This window comes from Brachybacterium equifaecis (assembly GCF_023509525.1).
Taxonomy (GTDB): Bacteria; Actinomycetota; Actinomycetes; order Actinomycetales; family Dermabacteraceae; genus Brachybacterium; species Brachybacterium equifaecis.
Genome location: NZ_JAKNCJ010000001.1, coordinates 650,815 through 671,852 on the forward strand (window position 1 = coordinate 650,815; position 21,038 = coordinate 671,852).

The window sequence follows — 21,038 nt, forward strand, 5'->3', positions numbered from 1 at the left end:
GCTGCGGTTGCGGGGCACGGGCGCTGTGCTCACAGCTCGTCCTCCTTCATCAGGGTGCGCATGTAGACCACGGAGATCGCCAGCAGCAGGACCGTCAGCAGCACGGCGATCGCGGAGCCCATGCCGTACATGCCCTGGCTGAACGACTCGGAGTAGGACCACACGCCGAGGTTCATCACGGAGCGGTTGGAGCCGTCGCCGCCGGGCATCAGGTAGATCTGCGTGAACACCTTGAAGTCCCAGATCGTCGAGAGGATCACGCAGACTGCGAGGATCGGGCGGATCCCGGGGATCGTCACGTTCGCGAAGCGCTTCCAGGGGCCGGCGCCGTCCAGCGCGGCCGCCTCATAGAGCTCCTTCGGGACCGTGAGCAGGCCCGCGAGGACCGTCACCGCGATGAACGGGAAGCCGTGGTAGACGACGTTGAGGGTCGCGATCGCGTAGAACGCCCAGCGGTTCGTGAACCAGTTCCACGATCCCGCATCCAGGATCCCCGCGCTGTCGAGCACGGTCGCGACCAGCCCGTTCAGCGGGTCGAACAGCCACACGAACACGTACGTGCCGGTCATCGCCGGGATCGCCCAGGCGATCATGATCGCGGTGGTGCACACGGCCCGCCAGAACCCGGAGAGCGAGTTGAGGAAGAGCGCGACCGCGACGCCGACGATCATCGTCAGCGCCACGCACACGACCGCGAAGCCGACGGTGTTCGGGAGCACGGTCTTCCACAGGAAGCCGTTGCCGAGGATGTCGGTGTAGTTCGCGAGGCCCACATAGTTCGTGTCGCCGCGCAGCAGGTTCCGCAGCCGGTACTCCTGCAGGGACAGGTCCACCACGCGCACGAGCGGCCAGATCAGGAGGACGCCGAGCAGGATCAGGGAGGGGGCGAGGAGCAGCCACGGGGCTGCCCCGCGAGCGGCGCGACGGCGCAGGGGCGCCGTGCGCCGCTCGAGGGGTGCGGTGCTCACTTCGCGGCGGCGAAGATCTCGTCCATCTCCGCGGCGGCGGCATCGGCCGCCTGTTGGACGGGGGTGCCGCCGAGGATGGTGCCGAGCAGCGTGGACATCGTCTTCTTGCCCTCGATCTGGCCCCAGGCCGGGGTGACAGGGACGGTCGTGCCGGCCTCGGTCATCTGCTGGGCGAAGACCTTCGTGAGATCGTCGCCCGCGGCGATGACCTCATCGAGCGCCTTCTGCTCGCCGGGGAAGAAGTTGGTCTCCTGCGCCCACTTGGTGGCGAACTCGCCCGTGGTCATGAGCTGGATCAGCGCGAAGGCGAGCTCGGGCTCCTCGCAGTCCGCGAAGCGCGCGAGCGCCGAGCCGCCGAGGAACGACGGCGCGATGGCGTTGTCCTTCGCGGGGATGGTGAAGGCGACGAGCTTCTCGTGGAGCTCGGGGTTGTCGGCCTTGATGGTGGCGGGCACCCACGAGCCGGTCACGAACATCGCGACCTGGCCCTGCTGGAAGGCGGCGAGGGAGTCCGTCTCCTTCCAGGTGGAGGCGGCGGCCGTCGAGGAGTTGTGCTTCAGCGCGAGGTCGGAGTACCAGGTGAGGCCCTCGACCGACTCGGGCGTGTTGATCGCGGCCTTCCAGGCGCCGCCGGACTCCTCGGCGATCTTGCCGCCCGCTCCCCACACGAACGGCATCATCGCGAACAGGCTCGCGCCGGGGACGGGGAAGGGGATGAGGTTCGGATCGTGGGCCTTGAGCGCCTCGATCATCGCGAGGAGATCCTCCCAGCTGGAGGGCTGCTGGTTCACGCCGGCCGCATCGAGGATCTCGCGGTTGCCGAGGATCGAGCGCACGCCCGCGTACCAGGGCATGCCGTACATCTCGCCGTCCAGGGTCACCGCGTCCACGAGGCCCTGGATGAGGCCGTCCTGCAGGCCGGCATCGGAGATGTCGGCGGTGAGGGTGTCCAGGCCCCCGGCGTCGGCGAACTCGGGGACCCAGGTGGTGCCGACCTCGGCGACATCGGGGCCGGTGCCGCCGGACATCGCGGTCACGAACTTGTCGTGCGCGCCGTCCCAGGGCTGGACCTGGACGTCGAGGGTCGCGCCCGTCTGCTCGGTGAAGGCGGTCTTCAGCTCCTCGATGTAGGCGTCGGCCTTGGCATTGGTGCCCTGCATGATCCACAGGGTGATGGTCTTGCCCTCGCCGTCGACGGCCGCGCCGCCGTCGGACCCGCCCGAGGTGCTGCTGCCGCCTCCGCCGCAGGCTGCGAGGCCCAGGGCTGCGGAGCCGGCGGCGCCGGCGGCGATGACACTGCGTCGTGTGATCATGGGAATGCTCCTCCACGCTGTCTCTCGGCGCGGGCCCGGGGGCCGCATCAAGGAGGTCCCATCGCCTCGATGCGATGGAGGAAACTTCCCTGGCCGACTATGTTCATTGAAGTTAGCACGCTCTGAGAGGCGACGACCAGATGACCGACCATCGTGACGCACCTGTGACCTCCGGCCCCACCCCCCTCGACCTGGTGCTCGCGGGAGATCTCGGCGCGACGCGCAGCCGGATCCTGCTGGCCCCCGTGGACCCCTCGGCCGCGCACCTCATGGCCGAGCCCCTGCTCGGGCCGGGCGCGAACCTCCGCTCGAGCGGACCGGACGCCCTCGACTCCCTCGTGGAGACGGTGCGGGGCGCGCTCGCCGCGGGCGGGGAGGGCGCGGCGAGCCGCGTGGGAGCGGTCGTGCTCGGCATCGCCGGGGCCGGCCCCGCGCGCCACCAGGAGGTCGAACGGGCCGTGCGCGAGGCGCTCGCACCGCTCGGGATCCCGCCGCAGCGGGTGCTCGTGTGCGATGACCTGCGCACCGCGTTCCTCAGCGCCGACGTCGGCAGCGGTGACGGAGGAGAGGACGGCATCCTCCTGCTCGCGGGCACCGGGGCCGTCGCCGTGCGCTATGCGGGCGGCGTCGCCGTGGAGCGCTGCGACGGGATGGGGTGGCTGCTCGGCGACATCGGCTCCGCCGTGTGGCTCGGCACGCAGGTGCTGCGCGCCGTCGCCTCCGACATCGACCGCCGCGGCCCCCGCACAGCCCTCACCGATCGCGTGGGCGACCTGCTGGACCTGGACCTGCGCGACGGCCTCGTGCCGCCCTCCCCCACCGGCGATCCGCGCCAGGACCTGATCCGCGCGATCGACGGGCTCAGCCCCGCGCAGCTCGGCCGCTTCGCGCCCCTGCCCGCCACCGCCCCGGGAGACGAGGTCGCCCGGGAGATCCTCGATACGGCCTCGCGCCACTTCGCGCGCACGGTGCGGCGCCTGGACCCGGAGGCCGAACTGCCGGTCGTGCTCGCCGGATCGGTGCTCGCGACTCCCGGCCCGCTGCACGAGCACCTGGTGTCCTGGCTCGAATCCGTCGGCCATCCCGTCGCGGTGGTCGCCGACGGGATGCCCGGGGCGCTGCGGCTCGCGCGCGAGCACGCCCGCGCGCTCGCAGGCGAGCGATGAGCACCGCCGCTCCGACACCCGGGCCCCAGCCCGCAGCCGCGAGGATTCCGGATCCCGCACCTGCACCGGCACCCGCCCGTCGGCCCGGCACCGGAGGCCGGCCCCGCCCCGCACGGAAGCGGATTCCGCTCGAGATGCGCCTGCGTTCCGAGCGCCTGCGGTTAGGGCTCGCGATGGCCGCCGCCATTCCGGTCACCCTTGCGGTGGTGTGGGTGCCGCTGCTGCTCGATGCCGACCTCGCCCAGGGCGTCGGCACCGCAGCACTGCTCATGATCATCGGGATCGTCGCGGGCGGATCGTCCTACGCCGCGGCCTATGCGGGGCTGACCCACTGGACCTTCCTGCGCCTGTCCCGGCGCGAGGTCGTGATCTCGGCGCGGCACTCGCGGGCCGCGCCCCGCGGGTTCGCCGCGCGCTGGCTCATGGGGCGGGGATCCGCGACGTCCGAGATCTTCTCGCTGCTGCTGATCGCCGTGAGCGGAGTGCTCGTGCTGCTGACGGTCGATGATGAGCGCCTCCGTCCGCTCCTGCTGCTGTGGGCGATCGCGGCGATCCTCGCGACCTGGTACAGCAGCGTCATCACCTTCGCGATGGAGTACGCGGCGGCCGACGCCCACAGCGACGCCTTCGAGATGGTGGGCGCCGATCGCGACTTCGAGGACTACGTCTACCTCTCGCTCCTGCTGCAGGTCTCTGCGGCGCCGAGCGACATCGTGCCCAGGGTGCGCCGGGCGCGCCGGGCGGTGCGCACCCAGGCGGTCCTCGCGCACATCATGAACACGGTGGTCATCTCGCTCGGCGTCTCCGTCGTGCTGTCGGCGCTCTGACGCTCAGCGCTCTGCGCTGCCTGACTCTCAGCGCTCTGCGCTGCGCGGGCTGGATCGCGCTGTTCGCGCTGTGAATCGTGCGCATGGGCCGCGGCTAGGATGACTGCGCCCCTCACCCCGACGTGGAAGGCTCCGCAATGAACCACGCCTCCGATCTCCCGGAGATCCCGTTCGACGCCCCGGCGATCTCCTTCGCCGACGTGCCCACGCGGGAGAAGGTGCTCATCGTGGGAGCCGGACCGGCGGGCCTCGCCGCGGCTGCATCGCTGAAGGCGGCCCGCGTGCCCTTCGACCTGGTCGACTCCGCGAGCGACGTCGGCGGGATTTGGAACACCGAGCGCGCCGACTCCCCCGTCTGGCCTTCCCTCGAGATGGTCTCCTCGACGCAGTTCACGCAGTTCGAGGACCTCCTGCAGCCGGTCTCGTTCCCCGCGTACCTGAACCCCGCGCAGATGGCGAAGTACCTGCGCGCCTACGCCGCCCGCTACGACCTCACCGACCAGTTCATCCCCCGCACGACCGTGCGCTACGCCCGCCCCTTCGAGGAGGGCGTGTGGCAGGTGGAGACCTCCGACGGCGCCGTCTCGGTGTACCGGGGCCTGATCGCCGCGCACGGCATCTCCTCCCGCCCGCACCTGCCCGAGTGGGCGGGCTCCGTGCCCGCCGGGATCCGCACGCTCCACTCCTCGCAATGGGAGGGCGCCGCGGGCCTCGAGGGCAAGCGCGTGCTCGTGGTCGGCTCCGGGCAGTCGGCGGCCGACATCGCCGTGGACGCCGCCCGCCGCGCCCTCGAGGTGCGCTGGTCGGTGCGCACGGGCCACTGGATCGTGCCCCGCACGGTCGCCGGCACCCCCGGTGACGTCGCCGCCGCTCGCGAGCCCGCTGTGCTGGGGTCGCTGAACGAGCGGATCGCCGAGCAGGTCATCACCCGGGCCGTCGGCACCCCCGAGGCGCTTGGACTGCCGCGGCCGGCTAAGCCGCTGCTCGAGGATCGCGTGATCGTCTCCGACGAGCTCTCCCCGCGGATCCGCGACGGCCGCATCGCCCCGGTGGGCGCGGTGAGCGAGGTGCGGGAGGACGGCTCCGTCTCCTTCGCGCGGGGTGCGGACTACCTGCCCGACGTGATCGTCTTCGCGACCGGCTACGAGGGCGGCGCCGACTACCTGCCGGGCGACATCCTGCCCCGCACCGCGAGCGGCGCCCCGGACCTGTTCCTCGGCACCTTCCCCCGCACGCGCGACGACCTCGTGCTGCTGGGCCAGGCGCGCGTGAACGGCGGCGTGCTGCCGCTGCTCACCCAGCAGGCCGACCTCGCCGCCTACTTCTTCCAGGCGCAGCTCTCCGGCTCCCCGAAGGCCGACGTGTTCCGCCGCGTGCGCGACGGGGCCGACGAGTCCGTGGACCGCACTCCCGATCCCGGACTGCGCGAGCGCGTCTCCGCGCTGCTGCCCGCGGCCGGGGCTCTGCGCGGCCGGCGCGCCCACCCCTCCGCAGTGGGAGCGTCCTTCCCGGGGGCGCATGCCCCCGGTGCGGTCAGCGCGGCGCCGACGGGCCGCGGTGCCCGGGCGGCGCTGCCGCTCGGTGAGGGGGAGGATCAGGCCACGCTGGTCCCCTTCGTGGACCGCGACCAGCTCGTGGAGCGACTGCAGCGGGTGCGCTCGATCTTCGAGTGAGGGACTGAGGCAGTGCGCGGCGGGCGGCGATCCTGGGGACGGGGTCGCCGCCCGTTGTGCTTCTATGCCGCCGCCCGCGGTTGGGCCGCCGCTGCCCTTGAATCCCCCCTCATCGAGTCGTCTCCGCGCACCGCACTGTCGTCCCACCATCGAGGTGCGTGGAAACGTCGAATGCCACGCCACATTCCGACGTCGCCACGCACCTCGATCGCCTCAACCGCCTTATTCCGACAGTTGCGCGCACCTCGTCAGCGATCAATACCGAGGCGTACGTCCACGTCAGATAGCGCGCCCATTCCGACGCGGGCGTACGCGTCGATCGCAGGAGCAGCGTCATTCCGACGGTCGTGTACGCGCCGATCCGCGAGCGGAGCCTCAGCGAGGGGAGCCGGTGGTCGAGCCGCCACGCGCACACCAGGCGAGCACCAGACCCTGCACCACCGCGAGCCCCGCGATGACCCAGCCGGCGTCCCGCTGATCGGCGAGGGTGTCTGCTCGCCAGGTGCGGCCAGTGGCGCCGAACCAGCTCGGCAGCAGGGCGGTATCGCCGAGGATGAGCACGATCCCGCAGGCCAGGAGCCCGGCCGCGGGAAGGGCGACCGCCAGCACCGCCGTGACTGGGCCGACTGCCATATCCCGGCGCGCTGCTGCCGAGATCCACACCTGCACGGCCCCGAGCACTGCCGCCCCGACCATCAGCACCAGGTGCATGACGTGCCCTTCCATCGCAGCGCGCAGCAGGGGCGGATACGCGTACGCCGCCGCAAGCAGCGCCACAGGCACCACCGACAGGACCGGTAGCAGCCAGCGCGAGCGAGCGCACACGCCCGCCAGGATCCTGGGCGGTGCGAACGCCGCACCGATCAGCGGGCCCGCCACCGCGAACAGCAGCACGTGCTCGATCAGATGCGCGGAGGCGAGCACCTTCGCGTACACCGCGAGCGGACCGCACGTGACCAGCAGCGCCAGCGCCACCCCCGCGAGGAGCAGAGCGCTCGCCCAGCGCTCTCGGCGCGGACTAGCAGGCCTCCACCACACGAGCACCAGCGCCGCCGCTGCAGCGAGCGCGAACGCATCCACCCGCCAGGAGCCCAGCACAGCGCCGAAGCTAGGGGCAGGCGGCATCGGATAGCCGGTCAGAAGCTCCGCGATCGAGCCCGGCACCGGAGTGGCATCGGCCGGGGGCGGGGAGCTGCTCATGGCGGCGGCGAGCGCGATCGCGATTGTCATCAGTCCGAGCTCGAGCAGCGCGAGGCGGCGGTAGAGCCCGAGGCCCGCTCCCCCGCCCGTCGACACGGCCGCCGCATCTGCGAGCACTCGCCGCTGCTGCCAGCCGATCATCCCGAGCACGAGTAGCAGCACGGCCTTCGCGACGCCGAGCTGCACATACGGGCTGGTGAGGATCTCTGCGGGGGTGTTCATGCGCAGCGCGAGCGCCCACACCCCGCTCACGGCGAGCGCGATCCAGGAGATGAGGGCGAGATGGGAGTAGCCGCGCACTACTGCCGCGTCATCGCGGTCCGCTACCCCGTGCGCTGCGCCCCCGCGGGTCCCGCCGGCCGTGTGATCCGCGCGAGGCCCGTCGGCCGCCGCGCTCACACTCCCGCGCGCCCCGACCGGCAGGAGCTGCAGCACTCCGAGCGCCCCCGCCCAGGCGCCCACGGCGAGCAGGTGCACGAGCATCGTGGAGGTCGCGGCCTCGTGCGCGGAGGCGCCGGAAGCGTGCCCGGTCATGGCTTTCGCGAACAGCGTCAGCGTCGCCATCACCGTGAGGATCCGGGCGAGGCGCCGGCTGCTGCCGAGCACAGCCACGGTGGTGGTGCCGGCGGCGAGCACCGTTCCCGCGAGCAGCCACAGCCCGAGCTCCGTGCCGAGGTAGACGTGCAGGTCGGAGCCGAATCGCGGGTCGCCGACGGGCTGCCCGGTCGCGAGCGCATAGGAGAGCAGCAGGGAGGCGAGCTGGGCGAGGGTCCAGATGCCCGCGGTGATCGCGGCGAGGCCCAAGGCGCGCACGCGGTCGGCGTCGCGGCGCAGGATCCAGCCGCCCAGCACCGCCGCCCCGAGGGTCAGTGCCCCGCCGAGGTCGGCGAGGAGCGAGGCGATGGGTGCGCCGCGCCGTGCGATCGCGCCCGCGTTCAGCAGGACCGTGTTCCCGGCTCCTGCGGCCTGGGCTGCGAGCACGGCAAGGCCAGCGGCGAGCAGGAGCCCTGCGCCAGCGGCGATCCAGCCGCTCGGCCTCACGGCGAGGGCGGAGGGACGCTCATGCCCCTGCCGATCCTGCCGGGGCTCGTCGGCCCGCCGGGACTCGTCGGCTCGTCGTGACTCGTCGGCCCGCCGCGACTTAGGCCCAGCACTGCTCACGGGGCGAGCACTCCCCCGAAGAGCTGCGCCGTCATGAGTCCGCTCCACAGAGCCGCCATGCCGATGCCGACGCTCACCATCAGGTATCCGGCGGCGATCACGGGCGCCCCTCGGCGCACCAGCGAGACGACGTCCATCGCGGCGGTCGAGAGGGTCGACAGACCCCCGCAGAATCCTGCGGAGAGCAGCAGGAACAGGGCGCGCGCCGAGCCTTCGGTAGCAGCCCCGAACTCGGTGACGACGATGCCCAGCAGGAAGCAGGCGAGGATGTTCGCGAAGATCGTCGGCCACGGGATCAGCTCTGCCGCGATCGACGTGGCGCCGCGGCGGGCGAGGCGCCGCAGCCAGGCCTCCTTGATCGCCCAGCGCAGCACGCTGCCAGCCGCTCCGCCGACGCCGACGGCGAGCAGCAGGACCACCAGGGTGCTCATGCGCGCACCTCCGCCGCCGTGCGCTCCGTGCCGCCGCGACCCCCGAGCCACAGGCCCAGCAGCAGACCGGCGACCGCCCCGCCGATCGCGCCGAGCGCCGTGGTCACCCCGTACGCGAAGGACAGCGCCGGGAAGTTCGCGCCTATCATCGCCGAACTCTCCAGCACCACCGCCGAGAACGTCGTGAACCCGCCGAGCAGCCCCGCGCCGACGAGCGGGTGCACCCACTGCGGGGTCTCCGGGCGCTTCTCGAGGATGCCCGTCAGCACCCCGAGACCCATGCAGCCCAGCACGTTGACCAGCAGCGTCGCGCGCGGCAGCTCGATCAGGGTGGGGGTGGTGAGCGTCGTCATCGCGAGCGCGATCCCCTGGCGGGCCATCGCGCCGATCGCGCCGCCGAGGGCGACGAGCAGCACGATCTTCCACATCGGAAGCGGCTTCCGCACGGGCCCGGAGCCGAAGCTGAGCTCCGCCTCCAGCAGATCCGAGAGCCCGAGGGCCTCCATCTCGACCGTGTGCATGCGCGGGTCGTCGCGGCGGCGGGGCTCCGGGGGGATGGTCACTCCCCCAGGGTACCGACGGCGGGCATCAGCCCCACACGAGGCCGAGCTGCGGCTGCTCGAGCACCGCCGAGATGTCGCGCAGCAGCTCGGAGCCGAGAGCGCCGTCGATCAGGCGATGGTCGAAGCTCACCGCGAGCTGCGCGACCTGGCGCACCTCGATGCGCCCGTCCACCACCCACGGTTTCTCCTTGACGGCGCCCATCCCGAGGATCACGGACTCCCCCGGGTTCAGGATCGGGGTGCCGGAGTCGATGCCGAACACACCGAAGTTCGTGATGGTGATGGTGCCGCCGCGCGTGGCAGACAGGGGCGTGGCGCCGGCGCGCGCGGTCTTCGCGAGGTCGCCGATCTGCTCGGCCAGCTCCTTCAGGGTGAGCAGGTGCGCGTCCTTGATGTTCGGCACGATCAGCCCGCGCGGGGTGGCCGCGGCGATGCCGAGGTTCACGAAGTGCTTGTAGACGATCTCCCCTGCCGCCTCGTCCCACGAGGCGTTGACCTCGGGGTTCCGACGGATCGCGACCAGCAGCGCCTTCGCGACCACCGCGAGCGGGGAGATGCGCACGTCGGCCCACTCGCGCGATCCGCGCAGCTGCGCCACGAGCGCCATCGTCGCGGTCATGTCGACCTCGTTGAACACCGTCACGTGCGGGGCGGTGAAGGCGCTGGAGACCATGGCCTCGGCGGTGCGCTTGCGCACCGAGCGGATCGGCACGCGCGTGGTGCGGTCATCCCGGGTCACGCCCGCGAAGGACTGCCCGGAGGAGCTCGCGCTCTGGGGTGCGGCCGACGGGGTCATCGGCTGCGTGCGCGCCGAACCCATCGCGGAGGCCAGATCCTCCGGGGCCTGCGGCGACTCGTCGGGGAAGTAGTCCCCCTCGGCGGGAGCGACGGCGGGGCGGGAGGCACCGGCGGAGCGGGGATCGCCGGTGGCGCGCTGCTGGGCCTGCAGGACGTCCTCGCGGGTGACGACCCCGCCGGGGCCGGTGGCGAGCACGTCGGCGAGCGCGATGCCGAGGTCCCGGGCGAGCTTGCGCACCGGCGGCTTCGCGAGGATGCGGTCGATCGGCACCTGGGTGTCGGCATCGCCGAGCGCGGTCGCCCGGCGGCGCCGGCGCACGGAGTCCTCGCGGGCGCCGTAGCCGACGAGGTTCTTCGGCTGCTCCTCGGCGGGCTCGTCGGCAGCTTCAGCCGACGCGGCCGCGGGCTCGTCGGCAGCGGGCGCCTGCTCGGCGAGCTCCTCGGCGGAGGGGTCGGGCTGCGCGGCGGCTCCGTCGGCCGACGCGGCGCCGTCGGCAGAAGCCGTGCCAGCGCTCTCGTCGGCCTGCACGTCAGCGGTGCCCGCCGGAGCAGACGGGGCAGCGGCGGAGGCATCGGGGTCCGTGTCGATCTCGATCAGCGGGGCGCCGATCAGCACCTCCTGGCCGGGCTCGACCATGATCCGCGTGACGCGGCCCGCGATGTGGCTGGGCAGCTCGACGGCCGACTTCGCGGTCTCCACCTCGATGACGGGATCGTTGATGGCGACCATGTCGCCGACGTTCACCTTGATATCGAGGATCTCGGCCTCGGTGAGACCCTCACCGGGGTCGGTGAGGGTGATCATCACCAGGGTGCTCATGGCGGTCCTTCCGTGGACGGTCAGCAGCGGCGGGCGCCGGAGTGTCAGTGGCCGTGGTGTCAGTATGCGAGGGAGCGATCCACCGCGTCGAGCACGCGATCCAGATCCGGCAGGTAGTGCTCCTCGAGGCGGGCCGGCGGGTAGGGCGTGTGGTAGCCGCCCACCCGGATCACCGGGGCCTCCAGGTGGTAGAAGCAGCGCTCCGTGATGCGCGCGGCGATCTCGCCGCCGATCCCGCCGAACACGGGCGCCTCGTGCACGATCACGAGCCGGCCCGTGCGCTGCACGGACGCCTCGATCGTGTCGAAATCCAGCGGAGAGATCGACCGCGCGTCGATCACCTCGAGGGAGATGCCGTCCTTCGCGGCGACCTGGGCGGCCTCCTGGATCAGGCCGACGCTCGGGCCCCACGCGAGCAGCGTCGCATCACGCCCCTCGCGCAGCACGGCGGCCTGGTGCAGGCCGAGCTGCGGGCGGGCGCCGGTGTCGACGTCGCCCTTGATCCAGTAGCGCCGCTTCGGCTCGAAGACGATCACCGGATCCTCCGACTCGATGGCCTGGCGGGTCATCCAGTAGGCGTCGTTCGCGTTCGAGGGCGTGATGATCCGCAGTCCGGCGGTGTGCGCGAACAGCGCCTCCGGGCTCTCCGAATGGTGCTCGACCGCGCCGATGCCGCCGCCGTAGGGGATGCGGATGACCATCGGCACGTTCACGCGGCCACGGGTGCGGTAATGCATCTTCGCGAGCTGCGTGGTGATCTGGTTGAACGCGGGGAAGACGAACCCGTCGAACTGGATCTCCGCCACCGGCCGATAGCCGCGGAAGCACAGGCCGATCCCGGTGCCGATGATGCTGGCTTCCGCGAGCGGTGTGTCGACCACGCGCAGCGCGCCGAACTCGTCGAAGAGCCCGTCGGTCACGCGGAACACGCCGCCGAGCACGCCGACGTCCTCGCCCATGATGAGGACCTTCTCGTCGGCGCGCATCGCGTCGGCGAGGCCCTGGGTGATGGCCTTGGCGATGGGAAGCTTCACGGTGCTCACTTGCCGGCCTCCTCGGTGTCGTCGGCGGCCTCGTCCTCGAACTGCGCCTGGTAGCGCAGGAACTGCTCGCGCTCCTCCTGGACCAGGGCGTGCGGCTCGGCGTAGACCTCGTGGAAGATCTCGACGGGGTCGGGATCGGGCAGGCCGTGGATGTGGTGGTGCAGCTGCATGGAGAGATCGTGGCCCTCCTCGTCGCAGCGCGCCATGAACGCGTCATCGATCTCGTCGATCGCGCGCAGGTGCAGGGCGAGGCGCGCGATCGGGTCGCGGCCCTTCCACGTGCTCAGCTCGTCGGCGCTGCGGTAGCGGCCGTCGTCATCGCTCGTGGTGTGCGCGGCCATGCGATACGTGAGCGCCTCGATGTAACGGGGGCCGCCGCCGGAGCGCGCGGCATCCAGCGCCAGGCGCACCGTCGCGTAGACCGCGAGGACATCGTTGCCGTCGATCCGGACGCTCGGGATGCCCCAGCCGCGCGAGCGCTGCGCGAGCGGCACTCGCGACTGCACCGTGCTCGGCACGGAGATCGCCCACTGGTTGTTCTGCGTGTAGAAGACGGTCGGCGTCTGGAACGAGGCGGCAAAGGTGAAGCCCTCGCTGGTCTCGCCCTCGGAGCTCGTGCCGTCGCCGAAGAGGGTGAGCACGGCGGTGTCGGTCTCGACATCCCCGGTGCCGACGAGCCCGTCGCGCTGCAGCCCCATCGCATAGCCGACGGCCTGCGGCACCTGCGCGCCGAGCACCAGCATGTAGGGGTGGGTGCGCAGCTCGTAGGGGTCGTAGCTCGAGTGCGAGATGCCGCGCCAGATGTCCAGCAGGTGCCAGGGCTCGATGCCGCGGGCCCACGCGATGCCGTGCTCGCGGTAGGTCGGGACGAGGTAGTCCTGCGTGCGCGCGGCGTGGCCCGCGCCGATCTGGGCCGCCTCCTGGCCGAGCGCGCTCGCCCACAGGCCGAGCTGGCCCTGGCGCTGCAGGGACGTGGCCTCGATGTCGGCCGCGCGGATCATCACCATGTCGCGGTAGTAGGCGCGCAGGTCCTCCGCGGTGAGATGCGCGAGCGCGGCATCGAGCTCGTCATGGGGCGTGCGGGTGCCGTCCGGCGCGATGAGCTGGACCATCGGCTCGTCGTCGGCGTTCTCAGGGATGGTGGTGCGGAAGACGCTCACGCCAGCGAGCCTAACCTACGGTGCCGTAGGTTCCAAGGAGGGGGTGGGGCGGCGGGGTCGTGGGGCGGAGGGGGTGCACCCTTCGACGCACGAACCTGGACCCGCGCCCAGCTCGCACCCGCGCCCGGCTCGCACCCGCGCCCGGCTCGCACCCGCGGCAGCGAACCCGGAGAGGTGAGTCGCGTCTGACGTGACGAGAGCGCCCGTTCTCGTCTCCTGGGACGCGACTCGGTGGAGCGGATCGCGCGCGGCCTCGTCGAGATCCACGTGAGGAGCCGAGATCGGGGCATCTCGGCTCCTCACGTGAATCTCGAGGCGGGGCAGGATCGAGCCGGGAGCTCAGAGCTCCCGCACGCTCCCCGCCTCCACGTGCCAGCGGCGGTTCGTGCGCACGGTCTCGAGCATCCGGCGGTCGTGGGTGACCAGCAGCAGCGTGCCCTCGTAGCTCTCGAGGGCCTGCTCGAGCTGCTCGATCGCGGGCAGGTCGAGGTGATTGGTGGGCTCATCGAGCACCAGCAGGTTCACTCCGCGCGCCTGCAGCAGCGCGAGGGCCGCGCGCGTGCGCTCCCCGGGCGAGAGCTCTGCGGCGGGCCTGCCGACGTGGTCGGCGCGCAGGGCGAACTTCGCGAGCAGCGTGCGCACCTCCGCGGGCGTCATCTCCGGCACCTCGGCCTCGAAGGCGTCGGCGAGCGCGGCTTCCCCCTCGAACAGAGAGCGGGCCTGGTCGATCTCCCCGATCTGCACGCTCGCGCCGAGCGAGGCCGAGCCCTCGTCGGGCTCCCGTCGTCCGAGCAGCGTGCGCAGCAGCGTCGATTTCCCGGCACCGTTCGGGCCGGTGATGCCGATCCGGTCCCCGGCGCTGACCTGCAGCGACACCGGGCCGAGCGTGAACGGGCCCTGCCGCACGACTGCGCCCGACAGCGTCGCCACCACGCTGCTGGAGCGCGGGGCGGCGCCGATCGTGAACTGGAGCTGCCATTCCTTGCGGGGCTCCTCGACCTCCTCGAGCCGCGCGATGCGCGATTCCATCTGCCGCACCTTCTGGGCCTGCTTCTCGCTGGACTCCGACTGCGCGCGGCGGCGGATCTTGTCGTTGTCGGGAGACTTCTTCATCGCGTTGCGCACGCCCTGGCTGGACCATTCGCGCTGGGTGCGGGCGCGGGAGACCAGGTCAGACTTCGTGGCGGCGAACTCCTCGTACTGCTCCCGGGCGTGGCGGCGCACGGTCTCGCGCTCCTCGAGATAGGCCTCGTAGCCGCCGCCGTAGAGGCGGTGCGAGTTCTGCGCGAGGTCGAGCTCGAGCACGCGGGTCACGCAGCGGGCGAGGAACTCGCGATCGTGGCTGATGATCACCGCTCCCCCGCGCAGCCCCTGCACGAACGCCTCGAGCTTCGCGAGCCCGGCGAGGTCGAGGTCGTTGGTCGGCTCGTCCAGCAGCACGAGGTCGAAGCGCGAGAGCAGCAGGGCCGCGAGCCCCACGCGCGCGGCCTGCCCGCCGGAGAGGGAGGTCATCATGGTCGCCTCCGCCTCGCGCGCATCGAACGGGAGCCCGAGATCCGCGAGGACAGCGGGGATGCGCTCCTCGAGGTCGGCGGCGCCGCTGGCCATCCAGCGGTCCAGCGCGGCGGAGTAGACGTCGGCCGGATCCGGACCGCCGGCGGGGGCGGGCTCCCCGAGCGCGATCGCGGCGGCGTCCATGTCGGCGCTCGCCTGCGCGCAGCCCGTGCGGCGGGCGATGTACGCGGTGATCGATTCGCCCTCACGGCGCTCGTGCTCCTGCGGGAGCCAGCCGACGAAGGCGTCCGACGGGGACAGCGTCACTCTGCCCTCGTGGGGCTGCGCGGCGCCGGCGAGCAGCTGCAGCAGGGTCGACTTCCCGGCGCCGTTCGCGCCCACGATGCCGACCACATCGCCCGGGCCGACCGTCAGGTCGAGCCCCTCGAACAGGATGCGGTGGCCATGGCCGCCGGCGAGATCATGGGCGACGAGGGTTGCAGTCATGGGGACATCGTCGCACCGGGGCCCTCCCGCGGTGCGACCATGGACCCTGTGACCTCCCCTGATGCGCCCTCCGCCACTCTCACCTTCTCCGGCCTGCCCGCCGAGATCCTGCCCGACGGGTTCAGCGCGACCGGCTGGGCACTGCGCATCGGCGGGATCGAGCAGTCCCACGTCGACCTCGCCGACCCCCGCACCGTGCGCCACGAGTACCTGCGGCGCGTCGCGAACGTGCTCGACACCGCCGCCGCACCGGGCGAGCCGCTGTCAGTGCTGCACCTCGGCGGCGGCGCGCTGACCCTCGTGCGGTACGTGCAGGCCACCCGCCCCGGCTCCGAGCAGACCGTCGTGGAGATCGAACCGGAGCTGATCGACCTGGTCACCGGCGCACTGCCCCTGCCGGAGGGGACGCGGATGCGCGCGCTCATCGGCGACGCCGAGGAGCAGCTCGCCCTGCTCGCGGAGGCCGACGCGCGCTTCGACGCGATCGTGCTGGACGTCTTCAACGGCTCCGACTCACCCCCGCACCTGGCCCGCGAGCGCTTCTACGCGCGCTGCCTCGAGCGCCTCACCGAGCGCGGGATCCTGCTGGTGAACATCGGGGACGACGACGGCCTGCGGTTCTTCGCCGACCAGGTGCGCGAGGTGCGAGGCGCCGCCGCGCAGGCGAGGATGGCGGGCCCGTGGACGCTCACCGACTCCGTTGTCGCGGGGATCCTCGAGGAGGGGAACCTCGTGCTCGCGCTCGGCCCGGGCGTGGAGGCCGGGGATCTCGATAGCCGACGGGAAGCCTGGCTCGAGGCCGGCCCGCACCCCGTCGCCGTGCTGGACCCGGCGCAGACCGAGGTGCTGCTGCGACGCATCCCGGAAGATGATCTCGAGGCCGACGAGGAGAGTTGAGTCGCCGGTTACGGCGCCGCTCAGCGGCGGGAGCTCCGGCGACTGCCCCGCGCGGGAGGAGGCTGCGCGACGTCCCAGCGCCCGTCAGCCCAGGTCGCGCCCGCTCTCGACCCAGGCTGCCGCGATCTCCAGCAGGCGGTCGTTCGCCGCGGCCTCGCCGATCGTGACGCGGACCCCGTCGGCCCCGTAGGCGCGCACGACGAGCCCGCGGGCGTCGGCGAAAGCGGCGAACTCTCCGCTGCGCTCCCCGAGCGGGAAGAACACGAAGTTGCCCTGGGAGGCCGGGAGGGCGTCGGCCGCACCCACCGCATCGGCCTCACCGCGCGCGTCGGCCCCGCTCGCGCCCGTCCCTCCACCCGCGCGCGCCGCCCCGGCGATCCGCGCGAGCCCCTCCTGCACCCGGGCCCGCTCGGCGCGGATCCACGCGGCGCGCTCTTCGAGCTCACGGGCGGCATCGGGTGCGAAGGTCGCGAGCGCCGCCGCCTGGCCCAGCGAGCTCGCGCCGAAGGGCACGGTGACCTGGCCGAGCGCGCGGGCGAGCCGGGGGTGCGCGATCGCGTAGCCGAGCCGCAGCCCGGCGAGGCCCTGGAGCTTGGAGAAGGTGCGCAGGATGACCACGTTCGGGTGCTCGGCGAACAGACGCGCGGTGTCGGGCCGCAGCTCGGGGTCCACGAACTCCCGGTAGGCCTCGTCGATCGCGACGGCCACATGCGCCGGCACCTTCTGGAGGAACTCCGAGATCTCTTCGGTCGAGAGCGCGGGGCCGGTCGGGTTGTTCGGCGTGCACAGGATCACGAGCTTCGTGCGCGCGGTGATCGCCACGGCCATCGCGTCCAGATCGTGCTCGAACGTGCTGGTCAGCGGCACCGGAACGCTCACGCCGCCGTGGGAGCCGACGACGATCGGGTACGCCTCGAAGCTGCGCCAGGCGAAGACGACCTCGTCTCCCGCGTCCACCAGCGCGCGCACCAGATCTCCTGTGACGGCCACCGATCCCGTGCCGAGCACGATCGCCTCGGGGGCGAGGTCGAAGCCGCTCTCGCGGTGGTGCGCGGCGATCGCCTCCCGCAGCTGCACGGCGCCCATGTCGGGATAGAGGTGGGAGGTCTCCATCGCGCGCGCCACGGCCTGCTGCACGGCGGGCAGGGGTGGGAAGGGCGACTCGTTGGAGGAGACCTTGAAGCGGTGCACGCCGTCGTCTGGTGCAGGCCGGCCGGGCACGTACGCGGGCAGGGCGTCCAGGGCCGCGCGCAGGCGGATCTGCTCGTCGGCCGGACCGTGGGCGCTCGCGTTCTCAGGCATGCTGCCAGCGTAGACGCGCGGGGCCCACCCCGCCCGGCCGTCCCAGCGCCGCTCCTGGCCCCGCCCGCCAGGCCCCGTCGGCCGCTCCCCCCGGCCTGCCGGCCCGGCCCTGTCGGGCCCGCCCTGCCGACCCTGCCCCAGGCCGCTGCAATCTCCTCTTGGCACAATCGGCCCCATGATGCGCTTCCTCGGATACCTCGTCATCGTCGCCGCTGCCCTGTGGCTGACCTCCCTCATCCTCCCCGGCATGCACCTCGGAGACGGCGGGGAGAGCCTCCTCTCCCAGGCCCTCACCGTGCTCGCGATCGCCCTGATCTTCGCGATCGTCGACGCCGTCGTGCGCCCGATCCTCTCCCTGCTGACCCTCCCCATCACGTGCCTGACCCTCGGGCTGTTCATCCTCGTGATCAACGCGCTCATGCTGCTGCTGACCTCGTGGGTCGCGGGCCTCATGGGCCTGCCGCTCGCCTTCGACAGCTTCTGGTGGGCGCTGCTGGCCGGCATCATCGTCGGCATCCTGTCCTCGATCTTCGAGTCGATCGTCGGCGCAGCGTCGCGCGAGGACGCCCGCGCCTGAGCGTCGACTGCCTGAGCGTCGACTGTCTGAGCGCCTGAGCGCGGCCTGTCTGTCTGGCCGCCCGGTTCCCACTTCTCGGCGCTACCAGGGCTGATGCGCGGGGCATCCGGAACGTGAGACGCCCCCTTCCTCGAGGGCGGACGAAGGCCGGCGGAATGTCCGCTCGGAGGGCTACTGTGACCGTGATCCCCCGCACCGCGGGGGTCACGGTCTGGCGCAGTGAAGCGTCGTTCGACGTCATCCCTGCGCTCCCGGCCAGCCCTGCCGACGGCCCTCCCGTCGGTCGCCCCGAGGAAGGCAGCACGCGCAATGACGACGACCCAGCCCAGCGATCGACCCTCGACCGGTACCGAGGCGCCCCGGGAGAGCAGTGCCGACGGCACCCACCCCGAGGGCGGCACCTACGTCTATCCCTTCACCGTCGGCTCAAGGACCAGAAGGACCTCCTCGGCGGCAAGGGCGCGAACCTCGCCGAGATGACCCGCCTGGGCCTGCCGGTGCCCCCCCCCGGATTCACGATCACCACCGACGCCTGCCGCTACTGCATGCACCACGGCGAGAACCCCGCTGAGCTCGCCGACCAGGTGGACGAGGCGCTCGCGGACGTCGAGAAGGAGCTCGGTCGGCGCTTCGGCGACTCCGAGGAGCCGCTGCTCGTCTCCGTGCGCTCGGGCGCGAAGATGTCGATGCCCGGCATGATGGAGACGGTCCTGAACGTCGGCCTCAACGACGAGACCGTGCGGGCGCTCGCCGAGAAATCGGGCTCCGAGCGCTTCGCGCAGGACTCCTACCGCCGCCTGCTGCAGATGTTCGGCCGCACGGTGCAGGACATCGACGCCGAGAAGCTCGAGCACGTCATGGACACCGCCAAGAAGGACAAGGGCGTGGCCAGCGACGTCGAGCTGGACGCAGAGGATCTCGCCAAGGTCGTCGAGCGGATGAAGGCGATCATCCTCGACGAGACCGGCGAGCCGTTCCCCCAGGATCCGCGCGAGCAGCTGCGCCAGTCGATCCGCGCGGTCTTCGACTCGTGGAACGCGCCGCGCGCGATCATCTACCGCAACGCCGAGCGCATCGATCACGACATGGGCACCGCCGTGAACGTCTGCTCGATGGTCTTCGGCAACCTCGACGACCGCTCCGCGACGCGCGTCTGCTTCACGCGCGATCCCTCCACCGGCCACCCGGGCGTCTACGGCGACTTCCTCGTCAACGCCCAGGGCGAGGACGTCGTCGCCGGCATCCGCAACACCCGCTCCCTCCCCGAGCTCGAGGAGGTGCTGCCCGAGTGCTACGCCGAGCTGACGGACATCATGAACCGCCTCGAGGAGCACTACAAGGATCTGTGCGACATCGAGTTCACCATCGAGTCGGGCAAGCTGTGGATGCTGCAGACCCGCGTCGGCAAGCGCACCGCCGCCGCCGCGTTCCGCATCGCCACCACCCTGCTGGACGAGGGCACCATCGACGAGCAGGAGGCCCTGCGCCGCGTCGACGGCGAGCAGCTCACGCGACTGATGTTCCCGCGCTTCGACGACGCCGGCGAGAAGGACCTCATCACCCGCGGCATGAACGCCTCCCCCGGCGCGGCCGTCGGCAAGGTCGCCTTCGACACCCCGACCGTCGTCTCCTGGGCTCGCGAGGGCACCCCCTCGATCCTCGTGCGCCGCGAGACGAACCCCGATGACCTGCAGGGCATGCTGTCGGCCGCGGGAGTGCTCACCTCGCGCGGCGGCAAGACGTCCCACGCGGCCGTCGTCGCCCGCGGCCTCGGCCGCACGTGCGTGTGCGGAGTGGAGGCGCTCGAGGTCGACGAGAAGGCCAAGGAGATCCGCATGGGCGGCGAGGTCATCGCCCGCGAGGGCGACATGATCTCGATCGACGGCTCCACCGGCGAGGTATTCCGCGGGGAGGTCCCCGTGGTCCCCAGCGAGGTCGCCCAGTACCTCACGGGCGAGGTCGACCCCGAGAAGGACGAGGTCAGCGACCTCGTGCACTCGGTGCACCGCCTGATGCGCATCGCCGACTCCACGCGCCGCCTGAAGGTGCGCGCCAACGCCGACACCCCGGGCGACGCCGAGCGCGCGGTGAAGATGGGCGCCGAGGGCATCGGCCTGGTGCGCACCGAGCACATGTTCCTCGGGGACCGCCGCGTGCTCGTCGAGAACCTCGTGCTCGCCGCCAACGCGAAGCAGCGCAAGAAGGCGCTGAAGGCGCTCATGGAGCCGCAGCGCGACGACTTCATCGGGATCATGGAGGCGATGGGCGACCTGCCCATGACGATCCGCCTGCTCGACCCGCCGCTGCACGAGTTCCTGCCCGACATCACCGAGCTCAGCGTGAAGGTCGCCCGCGCCGAGGAGTCCGGGGAGGACAGCGACTCCCGCGACCGGATGGTGCTCGGGGCGGTGCGCCGACTGCACGAGCAGAACCCCATGCTGGGCCTGCGCGGCGTGCGCCTGGGCCTGACGATCCCGGGCCTGTTCGGCACGCAGACCCGCGCGATCCTCGAGGCTGTGCTCGAGGTCCGCAAGCGGGGCGGGGACCCGAAGGTCGAGATCATGATCCCGCTGGTCTCCTCGATCCGCGAGCTCTGGGAGATCAAGGCCGAGATCGAGGGCGTCATCAAGGACGTGTGCGAGGAGAGCGGCGAGAGCATCGACGCGCCGATCGGCACGATGATCGAGCTGCCGCGCGCCGCCCTGCGCGCCGACGAGATCGCCGAGGACGCCGACTTCTTCTCCTTCGGCACCAACGACCTCACGCAGACCACCTGGGGCTTCTCGCGCGATGACGTCGAGGGCGGGTTCTTCTTCACCTACAAGGACCGCGGCATCCTCACGCACTCCCCCTTCGAGACCCTCGACCAGTACGGCGTGGGCGAGCTGGTGCGCATCGGCGCCGAACGAGGGCGCCGCACCAAGCCCGACCTCAAGCTCGGCGTGTGCGGCGAGCACGGCGGCGACCCGGACTCCATCCACTTCTTCCACTGGGTGGGACTGGACTACGTCTCCTGCTCCCCGTTCCGCGTGCCGGTCGCCCGACTCGAGGCGGGCCGCGCGAAGCTGCTGGAGAAGGACTTCACGCCGCACCACTGATCCGGTGATCGGCTGAGCGGATGACGACGGCCGACGGGGC

Annotated in this window: 15 protein-coding genes and 1 pseudogene; 6 read left to right on the forward strand and 10 right to left on the reverse strand. The window is 72.0% G+C overall.

Annotated features, from left to right (window positions below; all coding sequences use genetic code 11):
• Positions 1-29: 29 nt before the first annotated feature.
• Entirely contained in the window at positions 30-968 is a 939-nt protein-coding gene (locus Bequi_RS03025; protein ID WP_249736469.1) for a carbohydrate ABC transporter permease, read from the reverse strand.
• Positions 965-2,281, reverse strand: a complete 1,317-nt coding sequence (locus tag Bequi_RS03030) for an extracellular solute-binding protein (protein ID WP_249736470.1) — start codon at positions 2,279-2,281, stop codon at positions 965-967. Before Bequi_RS03030 ends, Bequi_RS03025 begins: the two co-directional genes overlap by 4 nt.
• A gap of 140 nt (positions 2,282-2,421) precedes the next feature.
• Here Bequi_RS03030 and Bequi_RS03035 point away from each other — a divergent pair, with 140 nt between their 5' ends.
• The 3 genes from Bequi_RS03035 to Bequi_RS03045 all read left to right on the forward strand — a co-directional run bounded on the left by Bequi_RS03035 (position 2,422) and on the right by Bequi_RS03045 (position 5,947).
• Positions 2,422-3,447, forward strand: coding sequence for an N-acetylglucosamine kinase (locus Bequi_RS03035; protein WP_249736471.1), 1,026 nt, complete (start codon positions 2,422-2,424; stop codon positions 3,445-3,447).
• Positions 3,444-4,274: a DUF1345 domain-containing protein gene (locus Bequi_RS03040; protein WP_249736472.1), complete on the forward strand. Its 831-nt coding sequence runs from the start codon at positions 3,444-3,446 to the stop codon at positions 4,272-4,274. Before Bequi_RS03035 ends, Bequi_RS03040 begins: the two co-directional genes overlap by 4 nt.
• A 137-nt stretch (positions 4,275-4,411) precedes the next feature.
• Entirely contained in the window at positions 4,412-5,947 is a 1,536-nt protein-coding gene (locus tag Bequi_RS03045) for a flavin-containing monooxygenase (RefSeq protein ID WP_249736473.1), read from the forward strand.
• Between the two features lie 375 nt (positions 5,948-6,322).
• On the opposite strand, the gene Bequi_RS03050 is transcribed toward Bequi_RS03045, so the two are convergent.
• From Bequi_RS03050 to Bequi_RS03080, 7 genes are all read right to left on the reverse strand, one after another.
• On the reverse strand, positions 6,323-8,188 hold the full coding sequence (locus Bequi_RS03050; RefSeq protein WP_249736474.1) for a cytochrome c oxidase assembly protein: 1,866 nt from the start codon (positions 8,186-8,188) through the stop codon (positions 6,323-6,325).
• Positions 8,189-8,304: 116 nt separating this feature from the next.
• The gene (locus tag Bequi_RS03055; protein WP_249736475.1) at positions 8,305-8,739 is read right to left on the reverse strand and encodes a fluoride efflux transporter FluC; all 435 of its coding nucleotides are present in this window, start codon (positions 8,737-8,739) and stop codon (positions 8,305-8,307) included.
• Positions 8,736-9,302, reverse strand: coding sequence for a fluoride efflux transporter FluC (locus Bequi_RS03060; protein WP_249736476.1), 567 nt, complete (start codon positions 9,300-9,302; stop codon positions 8,736-8,738). Before Bequi_RS03060 ends, Bequi_RS03055 begins: the two co-directional genes overlap by 4 nt.
• A 25-nt stretch (positions 9,303-9,327) precedes the next feature.
• A complete protein-coding gene (locus Bequi_RS03065) occupies positions 9,328-10,920 on the reverse strand; it encodes a dihydrolipoamide acetyltransferase family protein (protein WP_249736477.1) in 1,593 nt (530 codons plus the stop codon).
• Positions 10,921-10,979: 59 nt separating this feature from the next.
• Positions 10,980-11,963 (reverse strand): alpha-ketoacid dehydrogenase subunit beta, encoded by a 984-nt coding sequence (locus Bequi_RS03070; RefSeq protein WP_347271962.1) that lies wholly within the window; start codon positions 11,961-11,963, stop codon positions 10,980-10,982.
• The gene (locus Bequi_RS03075) at positions 11,960-13,123 is read right to left on the reverse strand and encodes a thiamine pyrophosphate-dependent enzyme (protein WP_249736478.1); all 1,164 of its coding nucleotides are present in this window, start codon (positions 13,121-13,123) and stop codon (positions 11,960-11,962) included. Before Bequi_RS03075 ends, Bequi_RS03070 begins: the two co-directional genes overlap by 4 nt.
• A gap of 339 nt (positions 13,124-13,462) precedes the next feature.
• Positions 13,463-15,124, reverse strand: coding sequence for an ABC-F family ATP-binding cassette domain-containing protein (locus Bequi_RS03080; protein ID WP_249736479.1), 1,662 nt, complete (start codon positions 15,122-15,124; stop codon positions 13,463-13,465).
• A gap of 39 nt (positions 15,125-15,163) precedes the next feature.
• On the opposite strand from Bequi_RS03080, the gene Bequi_RS03085 reads away from it, so the two are divergent.
• Positions 15,164-16,021, forward strand: coding sequence for a spermidine synthase (locus tag Bequi_RS03085; RefSeq protein ID WP_430623091.1), 858 nt, complete (start codon positions 15,164-15,166; stop codon positions 16,019-16,021).
• Positions 16,022-16,105: 84 nt separating this feature from the next.
• Here Bequi_RS03085 and Bequi_RS03090 read toward each other — a convergent pair whose 3' ends face one another.
• Positions 16,106-17,323, reverse strand: a complete 1,218-nt coding sequence (locus Bequi_RS03090; protein ID WP_249736481.1) for an aminotransferase class I/II-fold pyridoxal phosphate-dependent enzyme — start codon at positions 17,321-17,323, stop codon at positions 16,106-16,108.
• A gap of 175 nt (positions 17,324-17,498) precedes the next feature.
• Here Bequi_RS03090 and Bequi_RS03095 point away from each other — a divergent pair, with 175 nt between their 5' ends.
• Positions 17,499-17,900, forward strand: a complete 402-nt coding sequence (locus Bequi_RS03095) for a phage holin family protein (RefSeq protein ID WP_249736482.1) — start codon at positions 17,499-17,501, stop codon at positions 17,898-17,900.
• A 428-nt stretch (positions 17,901-18,328) separates the two neighbouring features.
• Positions 18,329-20,998, forward strand: a pseudogene (ppdK, locus tag Bequi_RS03100) (pyruvate, phosphate dikinase); the annotation flags it as partial.
• Positions 20,999-21,038 lie beyond the last annotated feature (40 nt).

Coding starts and splice junctions, on each gene's coding strand:
- Bequi_RS03030 (WP_249736470.1), bottom strand. CDS start 2,281: ATGATCACACGACGCAGTGTCATCGCCGCCGGCGCCGCCGGCTCCGCA.
- Bequi_RS03035 (WP_249736471.1), top strand. CDS start 2,422: ATGACCGACCATCGTGACGCACCTGTGACCTCCGGCCCCACCCCCCTC.
- Bequi_RS03040 (WP_249736472.1), top strand. CDS start 3,444: ATGAGCACCGCCGCTCCGACACCCGGGCCCCAGCCCGCAGCCGCGAGG.
- Bequi_RS03045 (WP_249736473.1), top strand. CDS start 4,412: ATGAACCACGCCTCCGATCTCCCGGAGATCCCGTTCGACGCCCCGGCG.
- Bequi_RS03055 (WP_249736475.1), bottom strand. CDS start 8,739: ATGAGCACCCTGGTGGTCCTGCTGCTCGCCGTCGGCGTCGGCGGAGCG.
- Bequi_RS03065 (WP_249736477.1), bottom strand. CDS start 10,920: ATGAGCACCCTGGTGATGATCACCCTCACCGACCCCGGTGAGGGTCTC.
- Bequi_RS03080 (WP_249736479.1), bottom strand. CDS start 15,124: ATGACTGCAACCCTCGTCGCCCATGATCTCGCCGGCGGCCATGGCCAC.
- Bequi_RS03085 (WP_430623091.1), top strand. CDS start 15,164: ATGGACCCTGTGACCTCCCCTGATGCGCCCTCCGCCACTCTCACCTTC.
- Bequi_RS03090 (WP_249736481.1), bottom strand. CDS start 17,323: ATGCCTGAGAACGCGAGCGCCCACGGTCCGGCCGACGAGCAGATCCGC.
- Bequi_RS03095 (WP_249736482.1), top strand. CDS start 17,499: ATGATGCGCTTCCTCGGATACCTCGTCATCGTCGCCGCTGCCCTGTGG.